The organism is Nitrospirillum viridazoti CBAmc (assembly GCF_000730165.1).
Classification (GTDB): domain Bacteria; phylum Pseudomonadota; class Alphaproteobacteria; order Azospirillales; family Azospirillaceae; genus Nitrospirillum; species Nitrospirillum viridazoti.
Genome location: NZ_CP022110.1, coordinates 1,423,136 through 1,443,229 on the forward strand (window position 1 = coordinate 1,423,136; position 20,094 = coordinate 1,443,229).

20 protein-coding genes are annotated in these 20,094 nt (G+C 64.5%); 6 read left to right on the plus strand and 14 right to left on the minus strand.

What is annotated here, in order from left to right; translation table 11 throughout:
- Positions 1-28: 28 nt before the first annotated feature.
- Both Y958_RS06625 and Y958_RS06630 read left to right on the plus strand, forming a co-directional pair.
- On the plus strand, positions 29-283 hold the full coding sequence (locus Y958_RS06625) for an antitoxin (RefSeq protein ID WP_244909402.1): 255 nt from the start codon (positions 29-31) through the stop codon (positions 281-283).
- A complete protein-coding gene (locus Y958_RS06630) occupies positions 283-684 on the plus strand; it encodes a type II toxin-antitoxin system VapC family toxin (RefSeq protein WP_088871374.1) in 402 nt (133 codons plus the stop codon). Before Y958_RS06625 ends, Y958_RS06630 begins: the two co-directional genes overlap by 1 nt.
- Positions 685-689: 5 nt before the next feature.
- Here Y958_RS06630 and Y958_RS06635 read toward each other — a convergent pair whose 3' ends face one another.
- A complete protein-coding gene (locus Y958_RS06635; protein WP_211098557.1) occupies positions 690-1,250 on the minus strand; it encodes a MarR family winged helix-turn-helix transcriptional regulator in 561 nt (186 codons plus the stop codon).
- A 282-nt stretch (positions 1,251-1,532) separates the two neighbouring features.
- Between Y958_RS06635 and Y958_RS06640 the strand changes: the two genes are divergently transcribed.
- Positions 1,533-2,330, plus strand: a complete 798-nt coding sequence (locus tag Y958_RS06640; protein WP_088871376.1) for an SDR family NAD(P)-dependent oxidoreductase — start codon at positions 1,533-1,535, stop codon at positions 2,328-2,330.
- A gap of 4 nt (positions 2,331-2,334) precedes the next feature.
- Here the strand turns inward: Y958_RS06640 and Y958_RS06645 are convergent, their stop codons facing one another.
- From Y958_RS06645 to Y958_RS06695, 12 genes are all read right to left on the minus strand, one after another.
- The gene (locus Y958_RS06645) at positions 2,335-3,807 is read right to left on the minus strand and encodes an esterase/lipase family protein (RefSeq protein ID WP_088871377.1); all 1,473 of its coding nucleotides are present in this window, start codon (positions 3,805-3,807) and stop codon (positions 2,335-2,337) included.
- Positions 3,808-3,845: 38 nt separating this feature from the next.
- Entirely contained in the window at positions 3,846-6,137 is a 2,292-nt protein-coding gene (locus Y958_RS06650; RefSeq protein WP_244909403.1) for a TonB-dependent receptor, read from the minus strand.
- 298 nt (positions 6,138-6,435) lie between these two features.
- Positions 6,436-8,754: a TonB-dependent receptor gene (locus Y958_RS06655; protein WP_088871378.1), complete on the minus strand. Its 2,319-nt coding sequence runs from the start codon at positions 8,752-8,754 to the stop codon at positions 6,436-6,438.
- 199 nt (positions 8,755-8,953) lie between these two features.
- On the minus strand, positions 8,954-9,901 hold the full coding sequence (locus tag Y958_RS31255) for a hypothetical protein (RefSeq protein WP_145727817.1): 948 nt from the start codon (positions 9,899-9,901) through the stop codon (positions 8,954-8,956).
- A gap of 2 nt (positions 9,902-9,903) precedes the next feature.
- Positions 9,904-11,046: an AAA family ATPase gene (locus Y958_RS06660; protein WP_088871379.1), complete on the minus strand. Its 1,143-nt coding sequence runs from the start codon at positions 11,044-11,046 to the stop codon at positions 9,904-9,906.
- Positions 11,039-12,151 carry a DUF262 domain-containing protein gene (locus Y958_RS06665; protein ID WP_088871380.1) on the minus strand — a complete coding sequence of 371 codons (1,113 nt, stop codon included), beginning with the start codon at positions 12,149-12,151 and terminating at the stop codon, positions 11,039-11,041. Before Y958_RS06665 ends, Y958_RS06660 begins: the two co-directional genes overlap by 8 nt.
- Before the next feature lie 104 nt (positions 12,152-12,255).
- Positions 12,256-12,438 (minus strand): type 2 periplasmic-binding domain-containing protein, encoded by a 183-nt coding sequence (locus tag Y958_RS06670; protein ID WP_088871381.1) that lies wholly within the window; start codon positions 12,436-12,438, stop codon positions 12,256-12,258.
- The gene (locus tag Y958_RS06675; RefSeq protein ID WP_088871382.1) at positions 12,435-12,620 is read right to left on the minus strand and encodes a type 2 periplasmic-binding domain-containing protein; all 186 of its coding nucleotides are present in this window, start codon (positions 12,618-12,620) and stop codon (positions 12,435-12,437) included. The genes Y958_RS06670 and Y958_RS06675 overlap by 4 nt, the downstream gene beginning before the upstream one ends.
- 28 nt (positions 12,621-12,648) lie before the next feature.
- On the minus strand, positions 12,649-13,110 hold the full coding sequence (locus Y958_RS06680; RefSeq protein ID WP_145727818.1) for a hypothetical protein: 462 nt from the start codon (positions 13,108-13,110) through the stop codon (positions 12,649-12,651).
- A 24-nt stretch (positions 13,111-13,134) separates the two neighbouring features.
- Positions 13,135-13,566 (minus strand): hypothetical protein, encoded by a 432-nt coding sequence (locus Y958_RS06685; protein ID WP_145727819.1) that lies wholly within the window; start codon positions 13,564-13,566, stop codon positions 13,135-13,137.
- Positions 13,563-14,132 carry a lysozyme family protein gene (locus tag Y958_RS06690; RefSeq protein ID WP_088871385.1) on the minus strand — a complete coding sequence of 190 codons (570 nt, stop codon included), beginning with the start codon at positions 14,130-14,132 and terminating at the stop codon, positions 13,563-13,565. Before Y958_RS06690 ends, Y958_RS06685 begins: the two co-directional genes overlap by 4 nt.
- Positions 14,133-14,432: 300 nt before the next feature.
- Positions 14,433-15,335, minus strand: a complete 903-nt coding sequence (locus Y958_RS06695; RefSeq protein WP_088871386.1) for a LysR family transcriptional regulator — start codon at positions 15,333-15,335, stop codon at positions 14,433-14,435.
- A 232-nt stretch (positions 15,336-15,567) separates the two neighbouring features.
- Here Y958_RS06695 and Y958_RS06700 point away from each other — a divergent pair, with 232 nt between their 5' ends.
- Positions 15,568-16,710, plus strand: a complete 1,143-nt coding sequence (locus Y958_RS06700) for an FAD-dependent oxidoreductase (RefSeq protein WP_244909404.1) — start codon at positions 15,568-15,570, stop codon at positions 16,708-16,710.
- A gap of 28 nt (positions 16,711-16,738) precedes the next feature.
- Here Y958_RS06700 and Y958_RS06705 read toward each other — a convergent pair whose 3' ends face one another.
- Entirely contained in the window at positions 16,739-17,926 is a 1,188-nt protein-coding gene (locus Y958_RS06705; RefSeq protein WP_088871387.1) for a citrate synthase family protein, read from the minus strand.
- Positions 17,927-18,035: 109 nt separating this feature from the next.
- Here Y958_RS06705 and Y958_RS06710 point away from each other — a divergent pair, with 109 nt between their 5' ends.
- Positions 18,036-19,394 (plus strand): CoA transferase, encoded by a 1,359-nt coding sequence (locus tag Y958_RS06710; RefSeq protein WP_088871388.1) that lies wholly within the window; start codon positions 18,036-18,038, stop codon positions 19,392-19,394.
- Between the two features lie 114 nt (positions 19,395-19,508).
- Positions 19,509-20,081 carry a hypothetical protein gene (locus Y958_RS31875; RefSeq protein WP_186291293.1) on the plus strand — a complete coding sequence of 191 codons (573 nt, stop codon included), beginning with the start codon at positions 19,509-19,511 and terminating at the stop codon, positions 20,079-20,081.
- Positions 20,082-20,094 lie beyond the last annotated feature (13 nt).

Sequence of the window (20,094 nt, forward strand, 5' to 3'; positions counted from 1 at the left end):
AGCGAGCGAATGACCTATGCTATGGCATATGCCAGATCGTGAGGGCGTCATGTTTCCGGAGCGTCACGTCAAATTATTCAAGAATGGCCGTAATCAAGCCGTTCGCATCCCCCGGGAATTCGAATTACCGGGAGAGGATGCGGTTATGCGCAAGGAGGGGAACCGGTTGATCATTGAACCGGTCAAGCTCAAATCCTTCGTGGCATTGCTGGATAGCTGGGAACCTTTGGACGAGGATTTTCCCGCTATTGACGATCTGCCAGCCGAAGATGTGTCGCTATAGTGCGCTACCTGCTGGATACCAACATCATTTCCCATATGATCCGCCATCCGGATGGGATGGCGACGGAACAGGCTCGTTTGGTAGAGCCTGCGGCCCTTTGCACCAGCATCATCGTGGCGGCGGAGTTGCGTTTTGGCGTTGCCAAGAAAGGGCTCCCAGCCCTGACGGCCAGGGTCGAAAGTGCCCTTGAGATGCTCGATATCTTGCCGTTCGAAGCACCTGCTGATGAATTCTATGCACAGTTACGGGCGCGCTTGGAGGGGATGGGGCAGCCTATCGGGGCCAATGACATGCTTATTGCCGCCCAATGTCTGGCCCTCGACTACATTCTCGTGACTGACAACGAGCGTGAATTCGCCCGTATCGAAGGATTGCGGGTGGAAAACTGGCTGCGGGGATAGCGCGCTTATTCCTTCTTCTTGAACGCCGCCGCGAACTCCTCTGACGCCACGATGGCCAGGGCGCGGCGCAGGGCGGCGGATTCCTCGGCGCCGAACAGGGCGTCGAAGCGGCTTTGCGCCACATGCCACAGCGCCAGCCCCTCGGCCTGCTTGGCCTCGCCCGCCGCCGTCAGGCGGGCGCGCTTGACGCGGCGGTCCTTGGCGTCGGGCACCAACTCGACATAGCCGTCGCGGATCAGCGGCTTCAGGGTGTGGCCCAGGGCCGACAGGTCCATGACCATGGCGGCGGCCAGGTTCTGCAGCGTGCCGGCGGCGGGGTCGGACGCGGCGGCGGCCAGCTTCAGGTGGGTCAGCAGGGTGTGCTGGGTGGGCATCAGGCCGGCCGGCGCCGTCACGTCGCCATAGAGCTGGCCCAAGCGGCGGGCGGCACGGCGCACGGCGGTGTTGGTGCAATAGTCCCAGCCCCAGCGGTCCGATGGGCCTTCATTCGACGCCGTCGCCGTCGGGGCAGATGCTATGGGAGCGGCGGCTATGGGGACGGCGGCTGTGGGGGCGGGCTCATCCAATTCCGTGATCCTTTCAAAACCGGCGTTTCCAAGACCAGCGCGCCAGAATAGGCGCCCCTGGCGGCGAGGGCCATTCCCACCATCACAGGGGCACCCGTCCCCGCGCGTCGTCATATGGGCCAGCCAGCCCGGCGACGGCGCCCGCCCTGCAATGCCCCCGGCGCGGGGCTTGAGGTTCACAAGCCCAATTGACTTGCATGATGATAGTGGCATATACCAGCTTCGTGATCAATGACGCCGACGGCGCCCCGCTTCCACCACTTCTTCCAAAAGGAAACTCCCATGAGCACCAAAGGTACCGCCCTCGTCACCGGCGCCTCTTCCGGCATCGGTGCCACCTATGCCGACCGTCTGGCCCGCCGCGGCTATGACCTGATCCTGGTGGCGCGCAACCAGGGCCGGCTGGAGGAGGCCGCCGCCCGACTGCGGGCCGAGACCGGCGTCAAGGTTGAGGTCCTGCCGGCCGACCTGTCCGTCCAGGCCGATGTGGAGACGGTGGAACGCCGCCTGCGCGCCGACGCCGCCATCACCCTGCTGGTGAACAACGCCGGCCTGGGCCCCAAGGAGGGCTCGCTGGGCAGCGACATCGCCTACCAGGACACCATGATCGCGGTGAACGTCACGGCGGTGAACCGCCTGGCCATCGCCGCCACCGACGCCTTCGCCGCCAAGGGTGCCGGTACCGTGGTCAACGTCGCCTCCGTCGTCGCCCTGATCCCGGAGATGTTCAGCGGCACCTACGCCGCCACCAAGGCCTTCGTCCTGGCGCTGACCCAGTCGCTGCAGGCCGAGACCGCCAAGGCCGGCAAGGCCGTGAAGTTCCAGGCCGTGCTGCCCGGCCTGACGCGGACGGAGATTTTCGACCGTGTCGGCAAGTCCTTCGACGACCTGGACCAGAACATGGTCATGGAGGTGGGCGAGATGGTGGAGGCGGCCCTGGCCGGCCTGGACCAGGGCGAGCTGGTCACCATCCCCTCGCTGCCCAACCCGGCGGATTTCGACGCGGTGAACAAGGCCCGCTACGCCCTGGGCCCCAACCTGTCGCGCAACCACGCCGCCGACCGCTACAAGGCCGGCTGATCCGTCAGGGCGTGTCGACGTCCGTCCCGCTGGGCTTACGGTCCTTGAAGTCCAGCGGGGCGGGCGTCACGGCGCCCAGGCGGAAGACCGCCCGGTCGACATGGCGCCGCAACACCACGTCGACGTAGGTCGTCTGATTGGGCCGCAGGGCCATGGCCAGGCCGGCGCCATCGGTGCGGAACTCCACCGGGGCATAGCCGACGAAGCCGTCGCCGGCGGCGGGCCGCGCCTGGACGCGCAGGCCGAAATGGGCGCCGGGCAGCTGCGCCATGACGTCGTAATCCAGATAGTAGACCAGGCAGTTGGGTGAGACGCTGTTGCGCTGCCGGTCGACGAAGAAGCCCTTGGGCAGGTTGTCCGGGGTGTAGTCCGGGCCGCCCAGCAGGTAGAGGTCGAAATCGTCCACCGCGTCGCCCTGGTCGTCGCGGATGCGGAAGACCAGCTGGCTGTGGCGTTGCCCTTCGTCCGGTTTGGCCAGGGCCACGGCCTGCTGGGTGGCGTCGGTCAGGGCCGAGAGTGCTGCCAGGCGGGCACCATAGGCCGCCGGGCTGTCGACCTGCAGGCAGCGCAGGATTTCCGCCACCACCGGCTTGGCGGCGGCGTTCTGGGGCGTGACGCTGCCCATGATGCCCAGGCTGTCGCCGGAATGGCTGGCGTCGGGAATGACGCCGAAGGCCAGGGGCAGCTGCGGCGTCCGGGGTCCGCCGTCGGGGGTGAGCACGGCGGCCGGCTGCGCGTCGAAGTGCGGGTGCGGGTTGACCACCGCCGCCGCCGTTTCCACCAGCCTCAGGAACAGGCAGTTCAGGTTGGCCCCCGCCACGCGCACCACGCCGTCCGACCCTTCCTCCGCCAGGTAGGAATTGAGGAAGTCGTAGAAGTGGGCGTCGATGGTCTGCCCGGTCAGCACGAAGGGGTAGAGGTCCACGGCCACGGGGTCATAGTCCAGCCAGCGGCCGTTCAGGCGCCACTGGTCGGCGCTGCCCAGGGCCAGCCAGTCCAGGATGCGCTCCCCCGGTTCCACGCCGTTGAAGAAGGCCTTGATGCGGCCCACCCGCTCCTTGCCCAGGGTGGCGAGGGGGGAGCCGTGGTTGGCGGGCGCCAGCATGACCAGGTGGCGCAGCGGCGGCCGCCGCAGCCCCGCGCCGCCCCCCGCCCCGCCGTCATACAGCCGGCTCACCCATTCCCGCACCACCGGGCCACCCGTGGAATGGGTGACGCAGGAGAAGTCGGGCAGGGGCGTCCCTGCCGGGGCGCCGGGCGGCAGCAGCGCGTCGCGCAGCGCCCGGTCGAAGGCCCGCACCACGTCGGCCATGGTGACGGCATCCTGAAAGCTGACGTAGCTGCCCAGGTGGATTTGCACCACCGTCAGGTTCAGGCCGGGCGCCGTCAGCGCCGCCTGTACCGCCAGGGCGTCCGGCAGGCCGCCGTAGGTCGCGGTGCTGGTGGCGCTCCAGCCGTGCACGAAAACCAGGATCATGGGCCCCCCAGCGTTACCCCGGGGCGCAGTATAGCCCCTTAGTATGCCACCCGCACCCGCACGCCATACAGGCGGGGCGGGCGGATGCTGGCGGTGTTGTAGCCGCCGCCCAGGGCCTGGGCGGGCTGGTAGCCGCTGGTCACTACCGCCTGGTTCTCCACGTTGTTGATGTAGCCCGTCAGGCTCCACCACGCATGGTCCGGGGTGTAGGTCAGGCGCAGGTTGGTCATGTGGTAGCCGCCCTGCAGCTGCTGCGGCGCGTAGTCGTACGCGGTCTGGTAGGAGGAGGAGAGGTGCACGTCCGCCGCCGCCGTGACGGTGCCGCCGCCGTCCAGGCGGAAGTCATGCTGATAGCCGACGATGGCGGTCCAGCGCGGGGCGTTGATGGCCGGCTTGCCCGCGCAATCCACCGCCCAGATCTTGGCGGCGCCGACGGGTTTGGGCACCGCCGTGGCCGAGGCGTTGGTGTAGGCGCAGCCCACGGCGGGCGAGGCCCCCAGGCCGCTGTAGTAGCGGTAGTGGAAATCGTCGTAGGCGGTGTCCAGGTACTGGCCGCTGGCGGTCAGCAGATCGTCCGCCGTCACCTGCCACTTGCCGTCCACGGCCAGGCCGCGCATGTGCGCCCGGCCGGCGTTCTGCGTCACCAGCAGGGCGGCGTAGGGCGCCAGCGGCACGCCGGTCTGCACCGGGGCGGTGTAGGTGATCTGCTGGTCGCGGTATTCGTAATCGAACGCCTCCAGGTTCACCTGGGCCTTGCCGCCCAGAAGGCTGTTCTTCAGGCCCACGGTGTAGGCGGTCAGATGCTCCGGCCCATAATAGTCGCGCTGGTTGACGGGGGAGGAGAAGAAGCCCCCCGCCTTGAAGCCGGTGGCGACGCTGGCATACAGCAGGGAACCGGGGGCCACGTCGTAATCCGCCCCCACCTTCCAGCTGGCGCCGTTCCAGTCGTGCCTGTCCTGGCGCGGCAGCAGGGTGGGGAAGGCGGCGGAGAAGGTGTTGCTGCCGAACAGGAGGGACTGCACCTTTTCCTCATGCGACAGGCGCCCGCCGGCCGTCAGGCGCAGGCCCGGCGCCACGGCGTAGGTCACCTGGCCGTACACGGCCTCGGACTCGGTGTTCAGGTCGCCCTTGCCCACGGCGTGCTGAATGTAGTTGTCGTAATACTGGTTGGCGTAGAGCTGCTCATTGAAATAGCTGACGCCGCCCACCCAGCTCAGCGGCCCCCGGTCGTTAGAGGTGAGGCGCGCGTCGACGGAGGTGGCGCGGGAGCGGCCGGTCAGGCTGAAGGCGCTGGGCACATAGGCCAGGTAATCCTCATCCATGCCGCGATAGGCGGGGGTGAGGGTCAGGGTGGCGAAGCTGAACTCCTTCACGATGTCGGCCTTCAGGCCCCAGGACCTGTCGTCGATGAAGCCGTCGTTCCGGGCGTTGCGGATCAGCGGGTTCAGGCGGGCCACCGGCGGCAGGGCGGCGTAATAGGCCTTCACCGCCGCCGGGTCGGACGGGCCGACCCAGGGGTTGTCGCCGTTCACGAAGGGGTACTGCACCTGGGCGTCGCCCTTGCCGCCCCGGTGGGCGTAGTCGGCGGCCAGGCGCACATGCAGGTCGTCCGCCGGCTCCAGCAGCACCTGCACGCGGCCGGCCTGGCTCTGGTCGTCGTCATAGCCGTCGGAGAGATAGCCCTTGCGGTCCACCACCTGGGCCGCCACGCGCAGCGCCGCCTTGGTCGAGAGCGGCACGTTCAGGGCGCCCTCGCCCTTGCGCAGATTGTAGTTGCCGAATTCCAGCGAGGCGTGGCCCGAGGTCTGGCCCAGCACCGGCACCTCCGGCACGACGTTCAGCACGCCGGCCGAGGCGTTGCGGCCGTACAGCGTGCCCTGCGGCCCGGGCAGCAGCTCCAGCCGCTGCAGATCATAGAACGCCAGGCTGGCGCCGGCCGGGCGGGCGACGTAGACGCCGTCCAGGTTGAAGGCCACCGCCGGCTCAGCATAGCTGCTGATGATATAGCTGCCGATGCCGCGCACGTAGAGCTGCGGCGTGCCGCCGGCGGCCGGCGCCACCACCAGGGCGGGCAGGGCGCGGGCCAGGTCGGCGGTGTTGGTCAGGCTGCCGGCCGCCAGGCTGTCGCCGGTCACGGCCTGCACGGCGATGGGGGCGGACTGCAGCGTCTCCATCCGCTGTTCCGCCGTGACCACGATGTCCTTCAGCGTGACGTCCGCCGGGGCGGCGTCGCCAGTGGCGCTTTCGGCGGTGGCCCCTGCGGCGGCAAAGGGGGAAGCGGCCAGGAAAAGGGTGGCCATGGCCGTCGCCGGCCGGAACAGTCGGTTCATCTGTGTCCCCAACGCATGGCGCTGTTGGCCGGGCCCGGTCGGGGGTCCGGGGCGCCGCTTGGGCGGACGCCGTTCGTGCCTATGCAGACGGGGGGCAGGAGACAGAAAAGAAGCGTTCCGCGCAACGAAATAATAATACGATTTTATAAGAATTTGTCACTGATGCGGTGGGAACACACGGGTGAACGGCGCCGCCCCGCCCCCTGACCTTGCCTGGTGGGCGGAAACGGCGCCGTTCCCTCAATCAGTATTTGTGAAACACGGTTTTATTAATGCGCAGGCCGTTCAATACCGGCCCTTAATACCGCACCGTGGCGCGCACGCCGTAGGTGCGCGGCGGGCGGATGTTGGCGTAGTTCAGGCCATTGCCGAAGGCCTGGTTGGGCTGGAAGCTGGTGCTGACCACCGCCTGGTTTTCCACGTTGTTGACATAGCCGGTGACGGACCACAGGTCGTCCGCCGCATTGTAGGTCAGGCGCAGGTTGGTCATGTGGTAACCGCCCTGCACCTGCTTCGCCAAATAATCGTAGGCGGTGTAGTAGGAGGCGGAGAGGTACATGTCCGCCGCCGCCGTCAGGCCGGACCCGTCGGCGAAGCGGAACTCATGCTCATAGCCCAGGTTGGCGGTCCAGCGCGGGGCGTTGGTGCCGGGCTTGCCGCTGCAGTTCACCGAGTAGATGGCGGAGGGCGGGACGGGCGCCGGGTTGGTGCCGGTGGCCAGCGTGGACGGACAGCCGACGGAGGGCGGGGCGCCGAAGTTGGAGAAATAACTGTAGGTGAAGCTGGTGTAGCGGCTGGCGATATACTGCACGTTGGCGGTCAGCAGGTCCTGCGCCGTGGCCTTCCACCGCCCCTCCACCTCGAACCCGCGGATGCGCGACCGGCCCACATTCTGCGTCACGAACACCGGCGCGTAGGGGAAGCTGGACACCCCGGTCAGCGAGGGCGCCAGATAGCTGATCTGCTGGTCGCGGTATTCATAGTCGAAGGCCTCGACGTTCAGCTGCACCTGGTTGTCCCAGAAGCGGTTCTTCACACCGATGCTATAGGCCGTCAGGTGCTCGGGGTTGAAGGTGTCGGGCCCGGCGCTGGCGAAGAAGCCGCCCGCCTTGAAGCCGGTGCCGATGTTAGCGTACAGCAGCGACTGTGGCGCCAGGTCGTAATCCACGCCCACCTTCCAGGTGGCGGCGTTCCAGATGCGGTCGTCGGCGCGGGTGGCCAGCGTGGGCTTGGCCGGGCTGAACGTGGCGGTGCCGAACTGGGTGTCCTGCGTCTTCTCCTCATGGGTGAAGCGGCCGCCGGCCGTCAGGCGCAGGCTGTCGGTCAGCGCGTAGGTCAGCTGGCCGAAGGCGGCCACCGTCTCATCCGTCAGCTTGCTGTCGATCACCGTTTCCTGGACCCAGTGGTCATAGTCCTGGTTGGCCGCCACATCCTCGGTGAAGTAATAGACGCCGGCCAGCCAGGTCAGCGGCCCGCCGTCCCGGGACGCCAGCCGCGCCTCCACCGATTTCTGCTGGGCGTCGCTCTCCACCCGGAAGGCGGAGGGGATGTAGGACAGGTAGTCCTCATGCACCTCGCGATAGGCGGGGATGACGGTCAGGGTGGCGAAGCTGAAATCGTGGTTGATCTCGGCGTGCGTGCCCCAGAACTGGTCGTCGATGAAGCCGTCGCCCTTGGCGTTGCTGATCAGCGGGTTGTGGGCGGAGGCCGCCGGCAGGCCGGCGTAATAGGCCGCGACCTCGCGCGGGTCGGACGGGCCGATCCAGGGATTGTCGGCGTCGGCGTAGGGGTACTGCACCTGACCGGAGCCCTTGCCGCCCCGGTGGTAATAGTCGCCCGACAGGCGCACCCGCCAATCCTCCGTCGGCTCCAGCAGCAGTTGCAGGCGCCCGGCCTGGCCCTGGTCGTCGTTGTAGCCGTCGGTCAGGTAGCCCTTGCGGTCGATCACCATGCCGGAGGCGCGCAAGGCCGCCTTGTCGCTCAGCGGCACGTTGACGTAGGCGTCGCCCTTGCGCAGGTCGTAATTGCCGATGTCCAGCGTGGCGGCGGCCGACAGCGCGTCCAGCTTCGGCGTCTCCGGCAGCACGTTCAGCGCCCCACCCGAGGCGTTGCGGCCGTACAGCGTGCCCTGCGGGCCCTTCAGCACCTCCACCCGCTGGATGTCGTAGAAGAAGCCGTTGGCCCCGGCGGGGCGGGAGATGTAGATGCCGTCCAGGTTCACCGCCACCGACTGCTCGGCATATTGATTGGAGGCGAAGGTGCCGATGCCGCGCACATAGATCTGCGGCACCCCGCCCGCCGCCGGGGCGATCACCACCGAGGGCACGCTGCGCGTCAGGTCCGACACGTCGGCCACGCCCGCGTCCTTCAACGCCGCCCCGCCCAGGGCCGACACGGCGATGGGCGCGTTCTGCAGGCTCTGCTCCCGCCGCTCGGCGGTGACGACGATGTCCTCAAGCTGGCCGGTGTCCGCCGCTGCGGCGACGCCGGCGCCGGCCCCCTTGGCAGCGGGTGCCGCGGTCTGCGCCACGGCGGTTGAGGAGAGGAGGGCGAGGCCCACGCCAGGCGTCAGCATAAGGGCGACGGCAGCCGTCGCCGGACGCACGATCCGGTGCATATGTGTTCACTCCCTGCGCGGCCTTGTTGACCGGCCCATAGCCCCCACGGGGGAAACCCCGTGCTCTTCCAAGGGACTAAGGGCCGGGGCGCCGGTTCCCGGGCGCCTGCTGTGCCGCTACAGGCAAAGGTAGAACGCAATTATGCATTCATCAAATCGATAGGCTGGATAGGGATGTATCGGGGGAAGTGATGGCATCCTAGGATTTAGTTAACTTTTGTCCAATGTATAAGACCTTAATTTTTTCTTGGTTCTCAGGGACGGGCCACTGAAAATGTATTCTATATTGAAGTGGGTTGTGGACCTTTCCATGCCACGGACAATAAATATCGGAACCAGAGCCCGGATCTCTAAATAAGAATATTTTCTTATTTTCCGGATCTTCGCTAGAAAAATCAGCCCCTTTGGCCATAACGTTTACTCGAAGCCACTCTATGACAGCTGGAGAATTTTCTCCATGGTTGCGTAAAGCGATGGATAGATCATTCAACCTCCTTAGAATTCCAAATATTCTGTCACTTGCCCCCTGGTCATAGGGATATCGTGCCATCTCCGAGATGGCTTGCTGATAGTTAATATAGAGAGAGTTTAATTCCGAATTCGCTCGGTCCAACATTTGATGCCAGCCGGGGCGAACTATGGGCTGTGGTAAGGCTTTTTCTAGCGAATCAAAAGACCAATCATTGGGAACTGTAGTTATTTCAGTAGTGCCTACGTGATCACGAATACATTCAACTTCCAGAATAGGAACTTCAAATTTCTGTATCCCCTCAAAGCTAAAAGCACGAGCGTCTTCGCCAAGCCATCGTCTCCGTGCAGCTTCACCAAGACCCTGCTCAGTTACATCTTCGAGGTGAAAGTACGTGATACCTTCACCTTCAGCGGGGCTTACCCAATAAGGACCTTTAGTTATCCACGCTAAAGCAAGATTGCGAAGCGGCTGATCTTTTATCTGATATATAATATCAACGACTGTCCTATCCTGATGAGCGAATCGATATCTCAAATTTCTTGAGCAGGAAATATGGTGGTTAAATTTAATTGCCTTTATTCTTATAGATAGAATACGCTTTAGGTGTTCTAAAAACAGGGAAGTATCAGCATACTGTCTGTCAATCGACATATCATTTATCACTGACGTAGTCATAATTAAATTAATCCTGCAAGGGTGGCTAGATCTTTTTCGGACTGGTCAAAAAAACCAGAAGGCCAGTTGCTTACTCCGCCCTCTTCATCTATTTCTGTTGAAATAATTTGGGGAAAGTCATCTTTTGATCCGGTAAAAAAATGAATAGATACTTGATTAGATTTTAATCTCTCTCCGCCTTTGACGGAAATTCTCGTGCCATTTAAAACATGGTCGCTATGGGTCTCCAGGATTACGTGCACACCAGAGGAAGCGATTGTAGCGAAGAATTTCGCTATATTTGATTGGGCTCTGGGGTGCAAATGAGCTTCCGGACTATCAACTATCAGAACTTGTCCAGGCTTTGCAAGCAAGCCGGCTATAATTATCGGCAACGCATAACTTAAGCCATATCCGATATTTGCGGGTCTCTTCCAAGGCTCTGTCGTTGAACGGCGCATTTCCAATCTTACTAGTCCAGTTTGGTCTAGGAAGCCTGCATTGACTTCTGCACCAGGAAATAACTCACCGGCCCATGCTCCAACTTGCCGCCGTAGAGTTGTACCTTCTTCCTGTGGATGTCTGCGCTCCAAATCAACGTCTTCATCTAAAAATTGAGCTAACCACCAAGGAGCATATTCACCCATGGGCCCAACATCCGCATGTATTGGATCTACGTCTTCTGGCGATGGGAAAGTACTTTTCAGAGCACCGCGAGCAGCACCGATAAATATAATATTCTTAATTGAATTCAATAAATTTTTAAATATTTTATTTTCCTTATTGGAAAAATGATTCAATCTTTCCTGGTTATGGTCTTTTGCTTGCGGAGTAATGTCTAGAACTTCGAGAGCCGTCGACGAATTGCGATGACCTGCACCAAGTTTCCAAATCAAACTATAATCATCTAATCCTACCCCAATATCTAGTGTTCGAGAATCTCCGTGAAATATTTCTGAAACTGTTCCCAATTGAGTTAATGGTCCATTTAATGCCACACGCTTACTTTCATGTGCCCATCTAAGCTTCTGAGCTAGCAATAGCGGGGCCTGTAAGGTGGTCGATTTTCCACCAGCATTAACGCCTGTCAACAGGGTTAGCGGAGACAACGGTAGAACAATGTCATCAAAGCATTTGAAGTTTTTGATATATATCCTGTTAAACATAGATTTCCTCCTTTAAGGCCTCGAGGGCTAATTCAAATCTATCGGCTACTTGTTTGGTGCTATTGGTTGAGTACGTAATAGAGAAATTAAATTCATCCTCATGAATCAATGTGCGAATAATATTTCCAATTTTCTTTCTAGCTCGCCCATCAGCCTTCACAGAAATATCAGCAAAAAAAACAGAGCAGACATCAAATAGCGATACATTTATGGGTGATCGTCGTTGATTGACATCATTCTCCGCTAGAGATTTGCGGAAAGCATGATCTCCAAATATGGAATAATTTAGATTCATAGACTTTTTAAAATCAGACATGAGAGATGCCAGCTCTTGGTCTGAGCTATTGTTCATATTTTCAAGACACTGACCTAGGAAGCCATCCATATCTGCTCGTGTGTATTGCTCGTAGCCCAAGATTCTAAACGCACAAAATCGATTAATAATTTCACGGTCGCGCATGGTTTTGCGGTCAAGTGAAAGTCCCGTTGCTCTCGCGAACTCCGCGCTTTCGGAGGCTTCCCGAAGCCATTGCGTTGCTTTTCCATTATAAAGGCTATTACGCATTTGTTGCCGGCTGAGAGGCACTCCGCTATTAACTCGATCAAAAATGTCAAGACGAGCCCGTTCTGGGGCTTTAGAGTCAAGAATATAGAAAATTAAAGATGTATCCTGTATTCTTTCCTGAAGCGTGACAGGCAATTTAGTGAAACGCTTGCCATTCAGTGGATGTGCGCCGTTGTCTCCCGCCGATCCAAAGTCTAGAACAAATTTATCGCCTAGATAGCGTTGAAGTGTAGTTAGGCGCTGCAACCCATCAACTACAATAATTCTTCCATCTTTTGCTTCTGCAACATAAAATACTGGCAATGGTATGCGCATTAGGCATGATTCAATTAATTTAGACTGCTTCAGTGGGTCCCAAACAAATGTTCTTTGAAAGTCTGGATCTAATTGATATCGGCCTTTGTTTATTCTCTGAACAACTTCATTTACTGTTCGTTCCTCGCGCCGCACAAATACGCTATCTAGTGGGTATTCTCCCCAGCTAGTGCTTGGAATTTCGGTTTCAATTCCTTCAATATCTTGAGATTCTTGATTGCTCATTTTGCCTATCATTGAGCTGACTGATTGCCGAGCGCTATACTATCCAATATTGCCTTTTAGGCAAAGTGATCCCTGTACGAATATGCTTAACGGGCACCGTCCCCTCACTCCCCCGCGCACTCCCTTAGATACCCCCGCAGCCAGATCAGCCCGGGATCGCGGTCGAACTGATAGTGCCACTGCATCATCTCGGTCAGCACCGGGAACTCGATGGGGGCGGGGAGGACGCGCAGGGGCAGGTGCTGGGCGTAGAGGCGGGCAAGCCTGGTGTGCATGGTGCTGATCATGTCCGTCTCCACCAGGATGGAGAGGCGGCGGAGGAGAAGTCGGGGGCGACGGCGCCGACCTTGCGGGCGTAGCCGTAGCGGTCCAGGAACCATTGCTCGAAGGCCGGCGTGCGCTTGTCGCCGATGATCACCACCACATGGGCCATGTCCAGGTACTGCTCGAACGTCAGGCTGTCGCTCACTGTCGCGTTGTCGCACCCGACGCAGGTGTTACTTGCTCCGCCCAAAGGGATGCTGACCGCAAACGCCGAAGTCAGTCTTGATCGTCTCCGGCTTGGGGGCGGTGGGGCCGGAGTAGAAGATCACCAACAGGGCTTCCTGGTTGACGGAGGGATCCGGCGGCAGAGGTTCTATGATCATGTAGGTCAGCTTGCGGGTAGGGCCGCAGCCATAGGGATCGGCTTTCTGGTTGAGGCCTTTGACCGCGTAGAGGGTGCCCGTACCGAAGGCCCCGGCTGGCGCCACGTCATAGGTAACCTTCCCCAGGGTGATCTTGTCCTTTGTCACCTCCAAGGCGCCGATTGGGGCGCGTTGGGGGGAATTGTCCGTCCACCTGCCCAGAACCTGGCCGTCGGCGTAGGCCGAGGTTGCACCGAGCAAAAACAGGGCCGGCAAGAATAATGGCAAGGGATGGCGGCGCATTGTACTTGCCTTGTTGAACTGCGCCACCATCACGCCTCGGCGGCACGTCGATGCCTATTCTTTCCGACCGAAGGGATGCTCGCCGCAAACCGCCATCTCATTGAGGGTGTCCGGCTTGGGCGCGTCCGGTGCCGCATAGAAGGTCACCACGATGGCGCTGTAGGTGGCGTTGGAGATGGTGGGCTTGGGCCGCACGATGATGTGGCTGAGCTTCTTGGTGGGGCCGCAGCCGTTGGGGTCGGTTTTCCGGTTCAGGCCGTTGACCGTGTACAGGACGCCCTCGCCGAAGGGCCCGGCCTGCGTCACCTCATAAGTGACCTTCCCCACGCTGATCTTGTCGCTGGTGATGTCAAGCGGACCCATCGGATCGTTCTTGGGGGCGGAATCGGTCCACTTCCCTAGGAAGCGGTCATCGGCCCACGCCGTGGTCGCCCCCGTCGATAGCAGGGACAGGACCGTCAAGGCGCGCAAAATCACAAGCTTCAAGGCATCCTCCCGTTCTGGGCAGTGGCGCAGTTTTTAAAGAGCTTCGCGGTTTCCAGGTTGCGCTGAGCCTGTATGCCGTGCCGGGTGCAATCCTTGGCGGCCGCGGCCCAATCCCCGCTGTTGATGGCGCGGTTCATGGTGGGATAGCCCATCAATCCCGTGGCGCGATGGTGGCGGGCTTTTCCATGGCCGAGGCCCAGGTTATAGATCATGTCGAACAGCGCGACCTTGGCATCGTCCGGAAATTCCTCGAACTTCGGGTAGATCAGCTTCAGATGGATCTCATCCGCATCCAAATGCGCGTCCAGAAGGTTATTTAAGGTCGGCCTCGTAATGCGCAGGTCACTTTGATCCTTATAGTACTTGGCAATGTGTTTTGATTTTGGCGCGGCGGTCTTTTGGGCGTCGCGTCCCGCCGCCAGGGCCCGCCAGGTGGCTTCGACCTCGCTGCTGGTGGCCGCTTGTCTGCTGCTGTCGTGATAGAAGGGAATGGCGCTGGCGGCTTGTGCTGTCGGCAGCATGGTGCCGCAACCCACCGTCACCAAGCCTTCGCTGTCGAGATACATCCATAATATCTCGCCTTCCCATTGGGTCAGGAAGTCCCTAATCCTCTCTCGCAATGCCGGGAGTATCATGGTCGTTTCCCTGGGGATCTTATTCCAAGAATGTCCAGTGGGCGTCCGGTACCGTCCTTCGGGTACCGCCGCGTACACGTCAGGGAAATGAAAAGTGGGCCTGCGGTTTCAAGCCCTGCCTGAATGGTAGAGCGTCGGACCGCTTTTCCCTCCACCAAAGGGCTCATCCCGGCGCGCGCCTGTCACTCAGTTGAAAACGCCGCCGCCAGTTCTAGCGGCGTGCCTCCGCCCTCACTCCCCAGCGCACTCCCGCAAATACCCACGCAACCAAATCAGCCCCGGATCGCGGTCGAACTGGTAGTGCCACTGCATCATCTCGGTCAGCACGGGGAACTCGATGGGGGCGGGGAGGACGCGCAGGGGCAGGTGCTGGGCGTAGAGGCGGGCCAGGCGCGTGTGCATGGTGCTGATCATGTCCGTCTCCACCAGGATGGAGGCAACGGAGGAGAAGTCGGGGGCCACGGCGCCGACCTTGCGGGCGTAGCCGTAGCGGTCCAGGAACCATTGCTCGAAGGCCGGCGTGCGCTTGTCGCCGATGATCACCACCACGTGGGCCATGTCCAGGTACTGCTCGAACGTCAGGCTGTCGCCCACGGCCGGGTTGTCGCGCCAGACGACGCAGCTGTGCGTCTCCTCGAACAGGACTTCCTTGGGCTGGTCGCTGGTGAGGTAGGCGTCGGGGGAGATCACCAGGTCCACGTCGGCCCGGTTCAGGCGGTCGTGAATGCCGTCGGCCACGGCGCTGATCTCCAGCCGCAGGCCCGGCGCCTCGCGCCGCAGGCGGCGGATGGCGCGGGCCAGCACCACCTCGGTCACATAGTCCGACGCCACCACGCGGAACACGCGCTGGGCCGTGGCGGGGTCGAAGGTGGGGCGCGCCTCGATGGTGGTCTGCACCCGGATCAGGATGTCGCGCACCGGCTCCACCAGGGCCAGCGCCAGGGGCGTGGGCACCATGGCGCGGCCCACCATCACCATGATTTCGTCATCGAAATAATCGCGCAGGCGGGCCAGCGCCCCGCTCATGGCCGATTGGCTGAGGTGCAGGCGGTGGGCGGCGCGCGAGACGTTGCGCTCCTCCAGCAGCACGTCCAGGGCCACCAGCAGGTTCAGGTCGAAACGGCGGAAGCGCATGGGCGCCCATCCTCCCTATTTTATTGTTCGAGGTGATACCTCGCCGCACTTTGGTACGACAGAACCGATAGATGGACCAGCCGTTCGCTGAGCGCAAGGCCCCGTCGAAGGCGGGTGCTGATATCGGCCACGCCGATGGACGCGCATCGGAAAATACGCCTCAACCGATGCTGCCGCCCGCCGTACCGTTGCCGCCACAACAAACGCCCATACCAAGCGAACGGGAGGGAGGATGATGGCGCAGCGTGTGAGCCGCGTGCTGATCGTGGGGGGCGGCATCGGCGGCCTGTCCCTGGCGTCGGCCCTGCGCGACCGGGGCCTGGCGGTGGACCTGGTGGAACTGCAGAAGGAATGGACGGTCTACGGCGTCGGCATCATCCAGCAATGCAACGTCGTGCGCGCCATGGCCGATCTGGGCCTGGTGGACCGCTATCTCGACGCCGGCTTCCCGTTCGAGGCGGTGGGCATGTACGCCCCCGACGGCCGCCTGCTGGCCAAGATACCGGGCCAGCGCCTGGCGGGGCCGCAGTACCCCGCTAACCTGGGCATCAGCCGCCTGGCCCTGCACACGGTGCTGAGCGGTGCCGCGCTGGAGAAGGGCACGGCCGTGCGCCTGGGCACGACGGTGGAGCGGCTGGACCAGGACGACGCCGGCGTGGACGTGACCTTCAGCGACGGCACCACTGGCCGCTATGACGTGGTGGTCGGGGCGGACGGGCTCTATTCCAGGGTGCGGGGCCTGCTGTTCGGGCCAGGGGAGGATGGGGAGTACCGGCCGCGTTTCACCGGCCAGTCGGTCTGGCGCCACAACTTCCCGAGGCCGCCGGAGATCGACCATCTGGCGGCCTTCACCGGCCCGGACGGCAACGCCGGCCTCTGCCCCCTGTCCCACGACCTGATGTACCTGTTCGTGACGTCGGAGGAGCCGGGCAACCCCCGCATGCCGGCCGACCAGTTGCACACCCTGATGCGCGACCGGATGAAGGGCTTCGGCGGCCTGATCGGGGCCTTGCGCGACCGGATCACCGACCCGGCCCAGGTGGTCTACAAGCCCATGGAGGTGCTGATGATGCCGGCACCCTGGTACCGGGGCCGGGTGGTCCTGCTGGGCGACGCCGTGCACGCCACCACGCCGCACCTGGGCCAGGGTGCGGGCATGGCCATCGAGGACGCCGTGGTGCTGGCCGAGCTGCTGCCCCAGGACGCGCCGCTGGGCGATCTGCTGGCCCGCTATATGGAACGGCGGTATGAGCGCTGCCGCTTCATCGTCGACAGCTCCATCATGGTGGGGGAATGGGAGATGGCGCGGCGCCACGACGTGGACCGCATCGGCCTGGTGAAGAAGATGCTGGAGGTCACGGCCCAGCCGGTGTGAGACCCGGCACGGGGTGCATCGCTTCGGCTCAGGCGGTGGGCTGGGGGCCCGTGTACAGGGCGCGGGGGCGGATGAGCTGGGCGTCGGCGCGCTGCTCCAGCGCGTGGGCGATCCAGCCCAGCGAGCGGCCCAGGGCGAACAGGCCGAAGGCGGCACCCCTGGGCAGGTCCAGATGGCGGCGCAGCGCCACCAGGGCGGTGTCGATCACCGGCGGCTGGCCCACCAGGCGCTGGGTCTGCGCCTGCACCACGGCCCAGGTGGGGCGCAGGGGCAGGATGCGGCCCAGCAGGGCGGCGGCGCGCGGGTCGCCGGCGGGGTACAGCGGGTGGCCGTAGCCGGGGATGTCCTCCCCCCGCGCCAGGCGCTGGCGCAGGCGGGCGGCGGTCTCGCCATCCGCGCCCACCTCGTCCCACAGGGCCTCCACCCGCGCGGTCAGGCCGCCATGGCGCGGGCCGCCCAGGGCCGCCAGCCCGCCGATGACGGCCGCCCGCAGGCTGGCATCGGTGGAGGCGACGCAGCGGGCGGTGAAGTTGGAGGCGTTCAGCTCATGGTCGGCGCACAGCACCAGGGCCATGCGCACCAGGTCGGCGCCGTCCTTGTCCAGCTTCCACGCCTGGGCGCATTGCTTGTGGATGGGGGCCGCGCCGGGTGCCGTGCCCAGCAGGCAGGCCGTCAGCAGCCGCACCAGCGCCGCCGCCCCCTGCGCCAGCCGGCCGGGCGCCCGCTGCCAGGCGGCGGTGTCGGCGTCCTCGCTGGCCAGGGCCAGCAGGGGCAGCAGCGCCTCCTCCGCCCGGCGGCCGTGGAAGGCGGCCTGGGCCACGGCGAAGGCCTGCGCCGGCTGGGGCAGGGGGCCGCCGAACGCCTCCTCCGGCGCCACCCGCCACAGCAGGCCCGCCACCTCCTCCACGCTGGCGCGGGCGGCGAGGTCCACCGCGTCGCTGCCCCGGTAATAGAGGTAGCCGTCCTGAATCAGGGTGATGGCCGACTCCAGCACGGGCAGGCCCCAGTCCAGCGTGGCCTTGGCGATGTCCTTGGGCCGGCGGCCGCGGATGCGGGTCAGGGCCAGCCGGTCGACCTCCGCCGCCAGGTAGCGGCTCTCGCGCGTGTCCCCGTCCGGCTGGGCGCGCAGCAGCCCCCGGCTGACATAGGCGTACAGCGTCTGGCGGGAGACGCCCAGCCGGGTGGCGGCCTGGGCGGCGGTTAGCAGGTCGGCCATCGGGCGCCCCCTCGTTGATCGTCTCAATCAATATTGATTCAGTTAATCAACATTGACGATTATTGTCACCGGTTCATCGTCGGGCCGTTCCTAAAGGGAGACACCGACCATGAGCACCCCCGGCCATCATTTCCTCAAGACCATCTGGCAGGCCCTGGGCGGCGCGCCCGACGCGTTGGACCGGGTGCGCTTCACCGGCGCCGGCAGCCTGCCGTCCGTCTTCGCCGTCAGCGACCTGGCCGTGGCTTCGGTGGCCGCCGCCGGCCTGGCCCTGGCCGAGCTGGCGGGCGCGGACGGGGTGGTGGCCGACCGCCGCCTGTCCTCCGCCTGGTTCGGCTATGCCCTGCGGCCCCAGGGCTGGGACCTGCCGCCCGCCTGGGACGCGGTGGCGGGCGACTACCGCGCCGCCGACGGCTGGATCCGCCTGCACACCAACGCCCCACACCACCGCGCCGCCGCCTTGTCCGTTCTGGGCGTGCCGGCGGAGCGGGCGGCGGTGGCCCGGGCCGTGGCGGGCTGGACGGCGGGCGACCTTGAGGCGGCGGTGGTGGCGGCCGGCGGCTGCGCCGCGGAGATGCGCAGCGCCGAGGCCTGGGCCGAACACCCCCAGGGCCGGGCCGTGGCGGCCTCCCCCCTGTTGACCTTGGAAACGGCGGGGCAGGGCGCTCGGGACTGGCGGCCCGATGCGGCCCGGCCCCTAACCGGCATCCGCGTGCTGGACCTGACCCGCATCCTGGCCGGGCCCACGGCCACGCGCTTCCTGGCCGGCTGCGGCGCCCAGGTGCTGCGCATCGATCCGCCCGGCTGGGCGGAACCCAACCTGGAACCGGACATGACCCTGGGCAAGCGCTGCGCCCGCCTGGACCTGCGGCGGGCCGACGATGTGGCGGCCTTGAAGCGCCTGCTGGCCCAGGCCGACGTCCTGGTCCATGGCTATCGCCCGGACGCCTTGGCCCGCCTGGGCCTGGATGCGGACGGCCGCCGCGCGCTCAATCCCGGCCTGGTGGACGTTTGCCTGGACGCCTATGGCTGGGACGGGCCCTGGGCCGGGCGGCGCGGCTTTGACAGCCTGGTGCAGATGAGCGCCGGCATCGCCGAGGCCGGCATGCGCCTGCGGGGCCGCGACAAGCCCACGCCCCTGCCGGTGCAGGCGCTGGATCACGCCACCGGCTACATCCTGGCGGCCATGGCGCTGCGCGGCCTGGCGCACCGGGCGCGCACCGGCCAGGGCACGGTGGGCCGCACCGCCCTGGCCAGCACCGCCCGCCTGCTGCTGGACGGCGGGGCGGGGGGGACGGACGCGACACCCCTGGCGCCGGAGACCGACGCCGACTTCAATCCCGCCCTCGAACAGACCGGCTGGGGCCCCGCCCGCCGCCTGGCGCCGCCGGTGATGGTGGCCGGGGCGCCGCTGGCTTGGAACCGGCCGGCCGGGCCACTGGGCAGCGCCCTCGCCATCTGGGAATGATGTTCGAAGTTGCAATTGCGAATTATTCTTATTTATAGTGCCGGACGCTAGAGGGCGCCGGACGGGGGACGATCGGCCGGATGCCCGCGACATCCTTGGGATTTGGGCGACGGCATGACGGCGACGATGGGCTTTTTGGGGGGCTTGGCCCTGACGGTGCTGGGCATCGTCCTGCTGCGGCGGGTATGGGCCTCGGCCACGGCCCCGCGCTGGCATGCCCTGCCGGGCTGGGCGCTGATCGCCGCGGGCTTCGCCGGCTGGGTGGCCGTGGCCGACGCAGACAAGGCCGTCGTCATCGGCTTCCTGGCCTTCTCCCTGGTGGGCTATGGCGTGGTGATCCTGGGCCGGGACCGGCGCCGCCGGCCGCATCGCGCCCCCAAGGCGCCGGTGGCCATGCCGGTGGAACCGGGCCGGCGGGCCTGGATCGTCTTCCTGCGCGGGGCGGCCCGCACCCTGTTGGCCGGCCCGCTGGCCGCCGCCACCGGTATGTCGGTGGCCGCCCTGGTGGCGGTGCGCGCCGGCGGGATGGAAACCGACCGCCTGGTGGCCGCCGGCTTCATCGGCCCTATCGGCTGGGGCATCGCCATGACCTGGGCGCTGGTGGACGCGCGCCTGGCCCGGGTGGGCCTGCTGCTGCCGCTGACCGCCGGCGCCGCCGTGGCGGCCGCCTGGCTGTCCCGCGTCTGAAGGAGGGGGAAGA

What these genes read in the sequence shown, in the direction of transcription:
- Y958_RS06625 (WP_244909402.1), top strand. Translation starts at nt 29, where the DNA reads ATGCCAGATCGTGAGGGCGTCATGTTTCCGGAGCGTCACGTCAAATTA.
- Y958_RS06640 (WP_088871376.1), top strand. Translation starts at nt 1,533, where the DNA reads ATGAGCACCAAAGGTACCGCCCTCGTCACCGGCGCCTCTTCCGGCATC.
- Y958_RS06645 (WP_088871377.1), bottom strand. Translation starts at nt 3,807, where the DNA reads ATGATCCTGGTTTTCGTGCACGGCTGGAGCGCCACCAGCACCGCGACC.
- Y958_RS06650 (WP_244909403.1), bottom strand. Translation starts at nt 6,137, where the DNA reads ATGAACCGACTGTTCCGGCCGGCGACGGCCATGGCCACCCTTTTCCTG.
- Y958_RS06655 (WP_088871378.1), bottom strand. Translation starts at nt 8,754, where the DNA reads ATGCACCGGATCGTGCGTCCGGCGACGGCTGCCGTCGCCCTTATGCTG.
- Y958_RS31255 (WP_145727817.1), bottom strand. Translation starts at nt 9,901, where the DNA reads ATGACTACGTCAGTGATAAATGATATGTCGATTGACAGACAGTATGCT.
- Y958_RS06660 (WP_088871379.1), bottom strand. Translation starts at nt 11,046, where the DNA reads ATGTTTAACAGGATATATATCAAAAACTTCAAATGCTTTGATGACATT.
- Y958_RS06665 (WP_088871380.1), bottom strand. Translation starts at nt 12,151, where the DNA reads ATGAGCAATCAAGAATCTCAAGATATTGAAGGAATTGAAACCGAAATT.
- Y958_RS06670 (WP_088871381.1), bottom strand. Translation starts at nt 12,438, where the DNA reads ATGATCAGCACCATGCACACCAGGCTTGCCCGCCTCTACGCCCAGCAC.
- Y958_RS06680 (WP_145727818.1), bottom strand. Translation starts at nt 13,110, where the DNA reads ATGGTGGCGCAGTTCAACAAGGCAAGTACAATGCGCCGCCATCCCTTG.
- Y958_RS06690 (WP_088871385.1), bottom strand. Translation starts at nt 14,132, where the DNA reads ATGTATCTCGACAGCGAAGGCTTGGTGACGGTGGGTTGCGGCACCATG.
- Y958_RS06695 (WP_088871386.1), bottom strand. Translation starts at nt 15,335, where the DNA reads ATGCGCTTCCGCCGTTTCGACCTGAACCTGCTGGTGGCCCTGGACGTG.
- Y958_RS06700 (WP_244909404.1), top strand. Translation starts at nt 15,568, where the DNA reads ATGATGGCGCAGCGTGTGAGCCGCGTGCTGATCGTGGGGGGCGGCATC.
- Y958_RS06705 (WP_088871387.1), bottom strand. Translation starts at nt 17,926, where the DNA reads ATGGCCGACCTGCTAACCGCCGCCCAGGCCGCCACCCGGCTGGGCGTC.
- Y958_RS06710 (WP_088871388.1), top strand. Translation starts at nt 18,036, where the DNA reads ATGAGCACCCCCGGCCATCATTTCCTCAAGACCATCTGGCAGGCCCTG.
- Y958_RS31875 (WP_186291293.1), top strand. Translation starts at nt 19,509, where the DNA reads ATGACGGCGACGATGGGCTTTTTGGGGGGCTTGGCCCTGACGGTGCTG.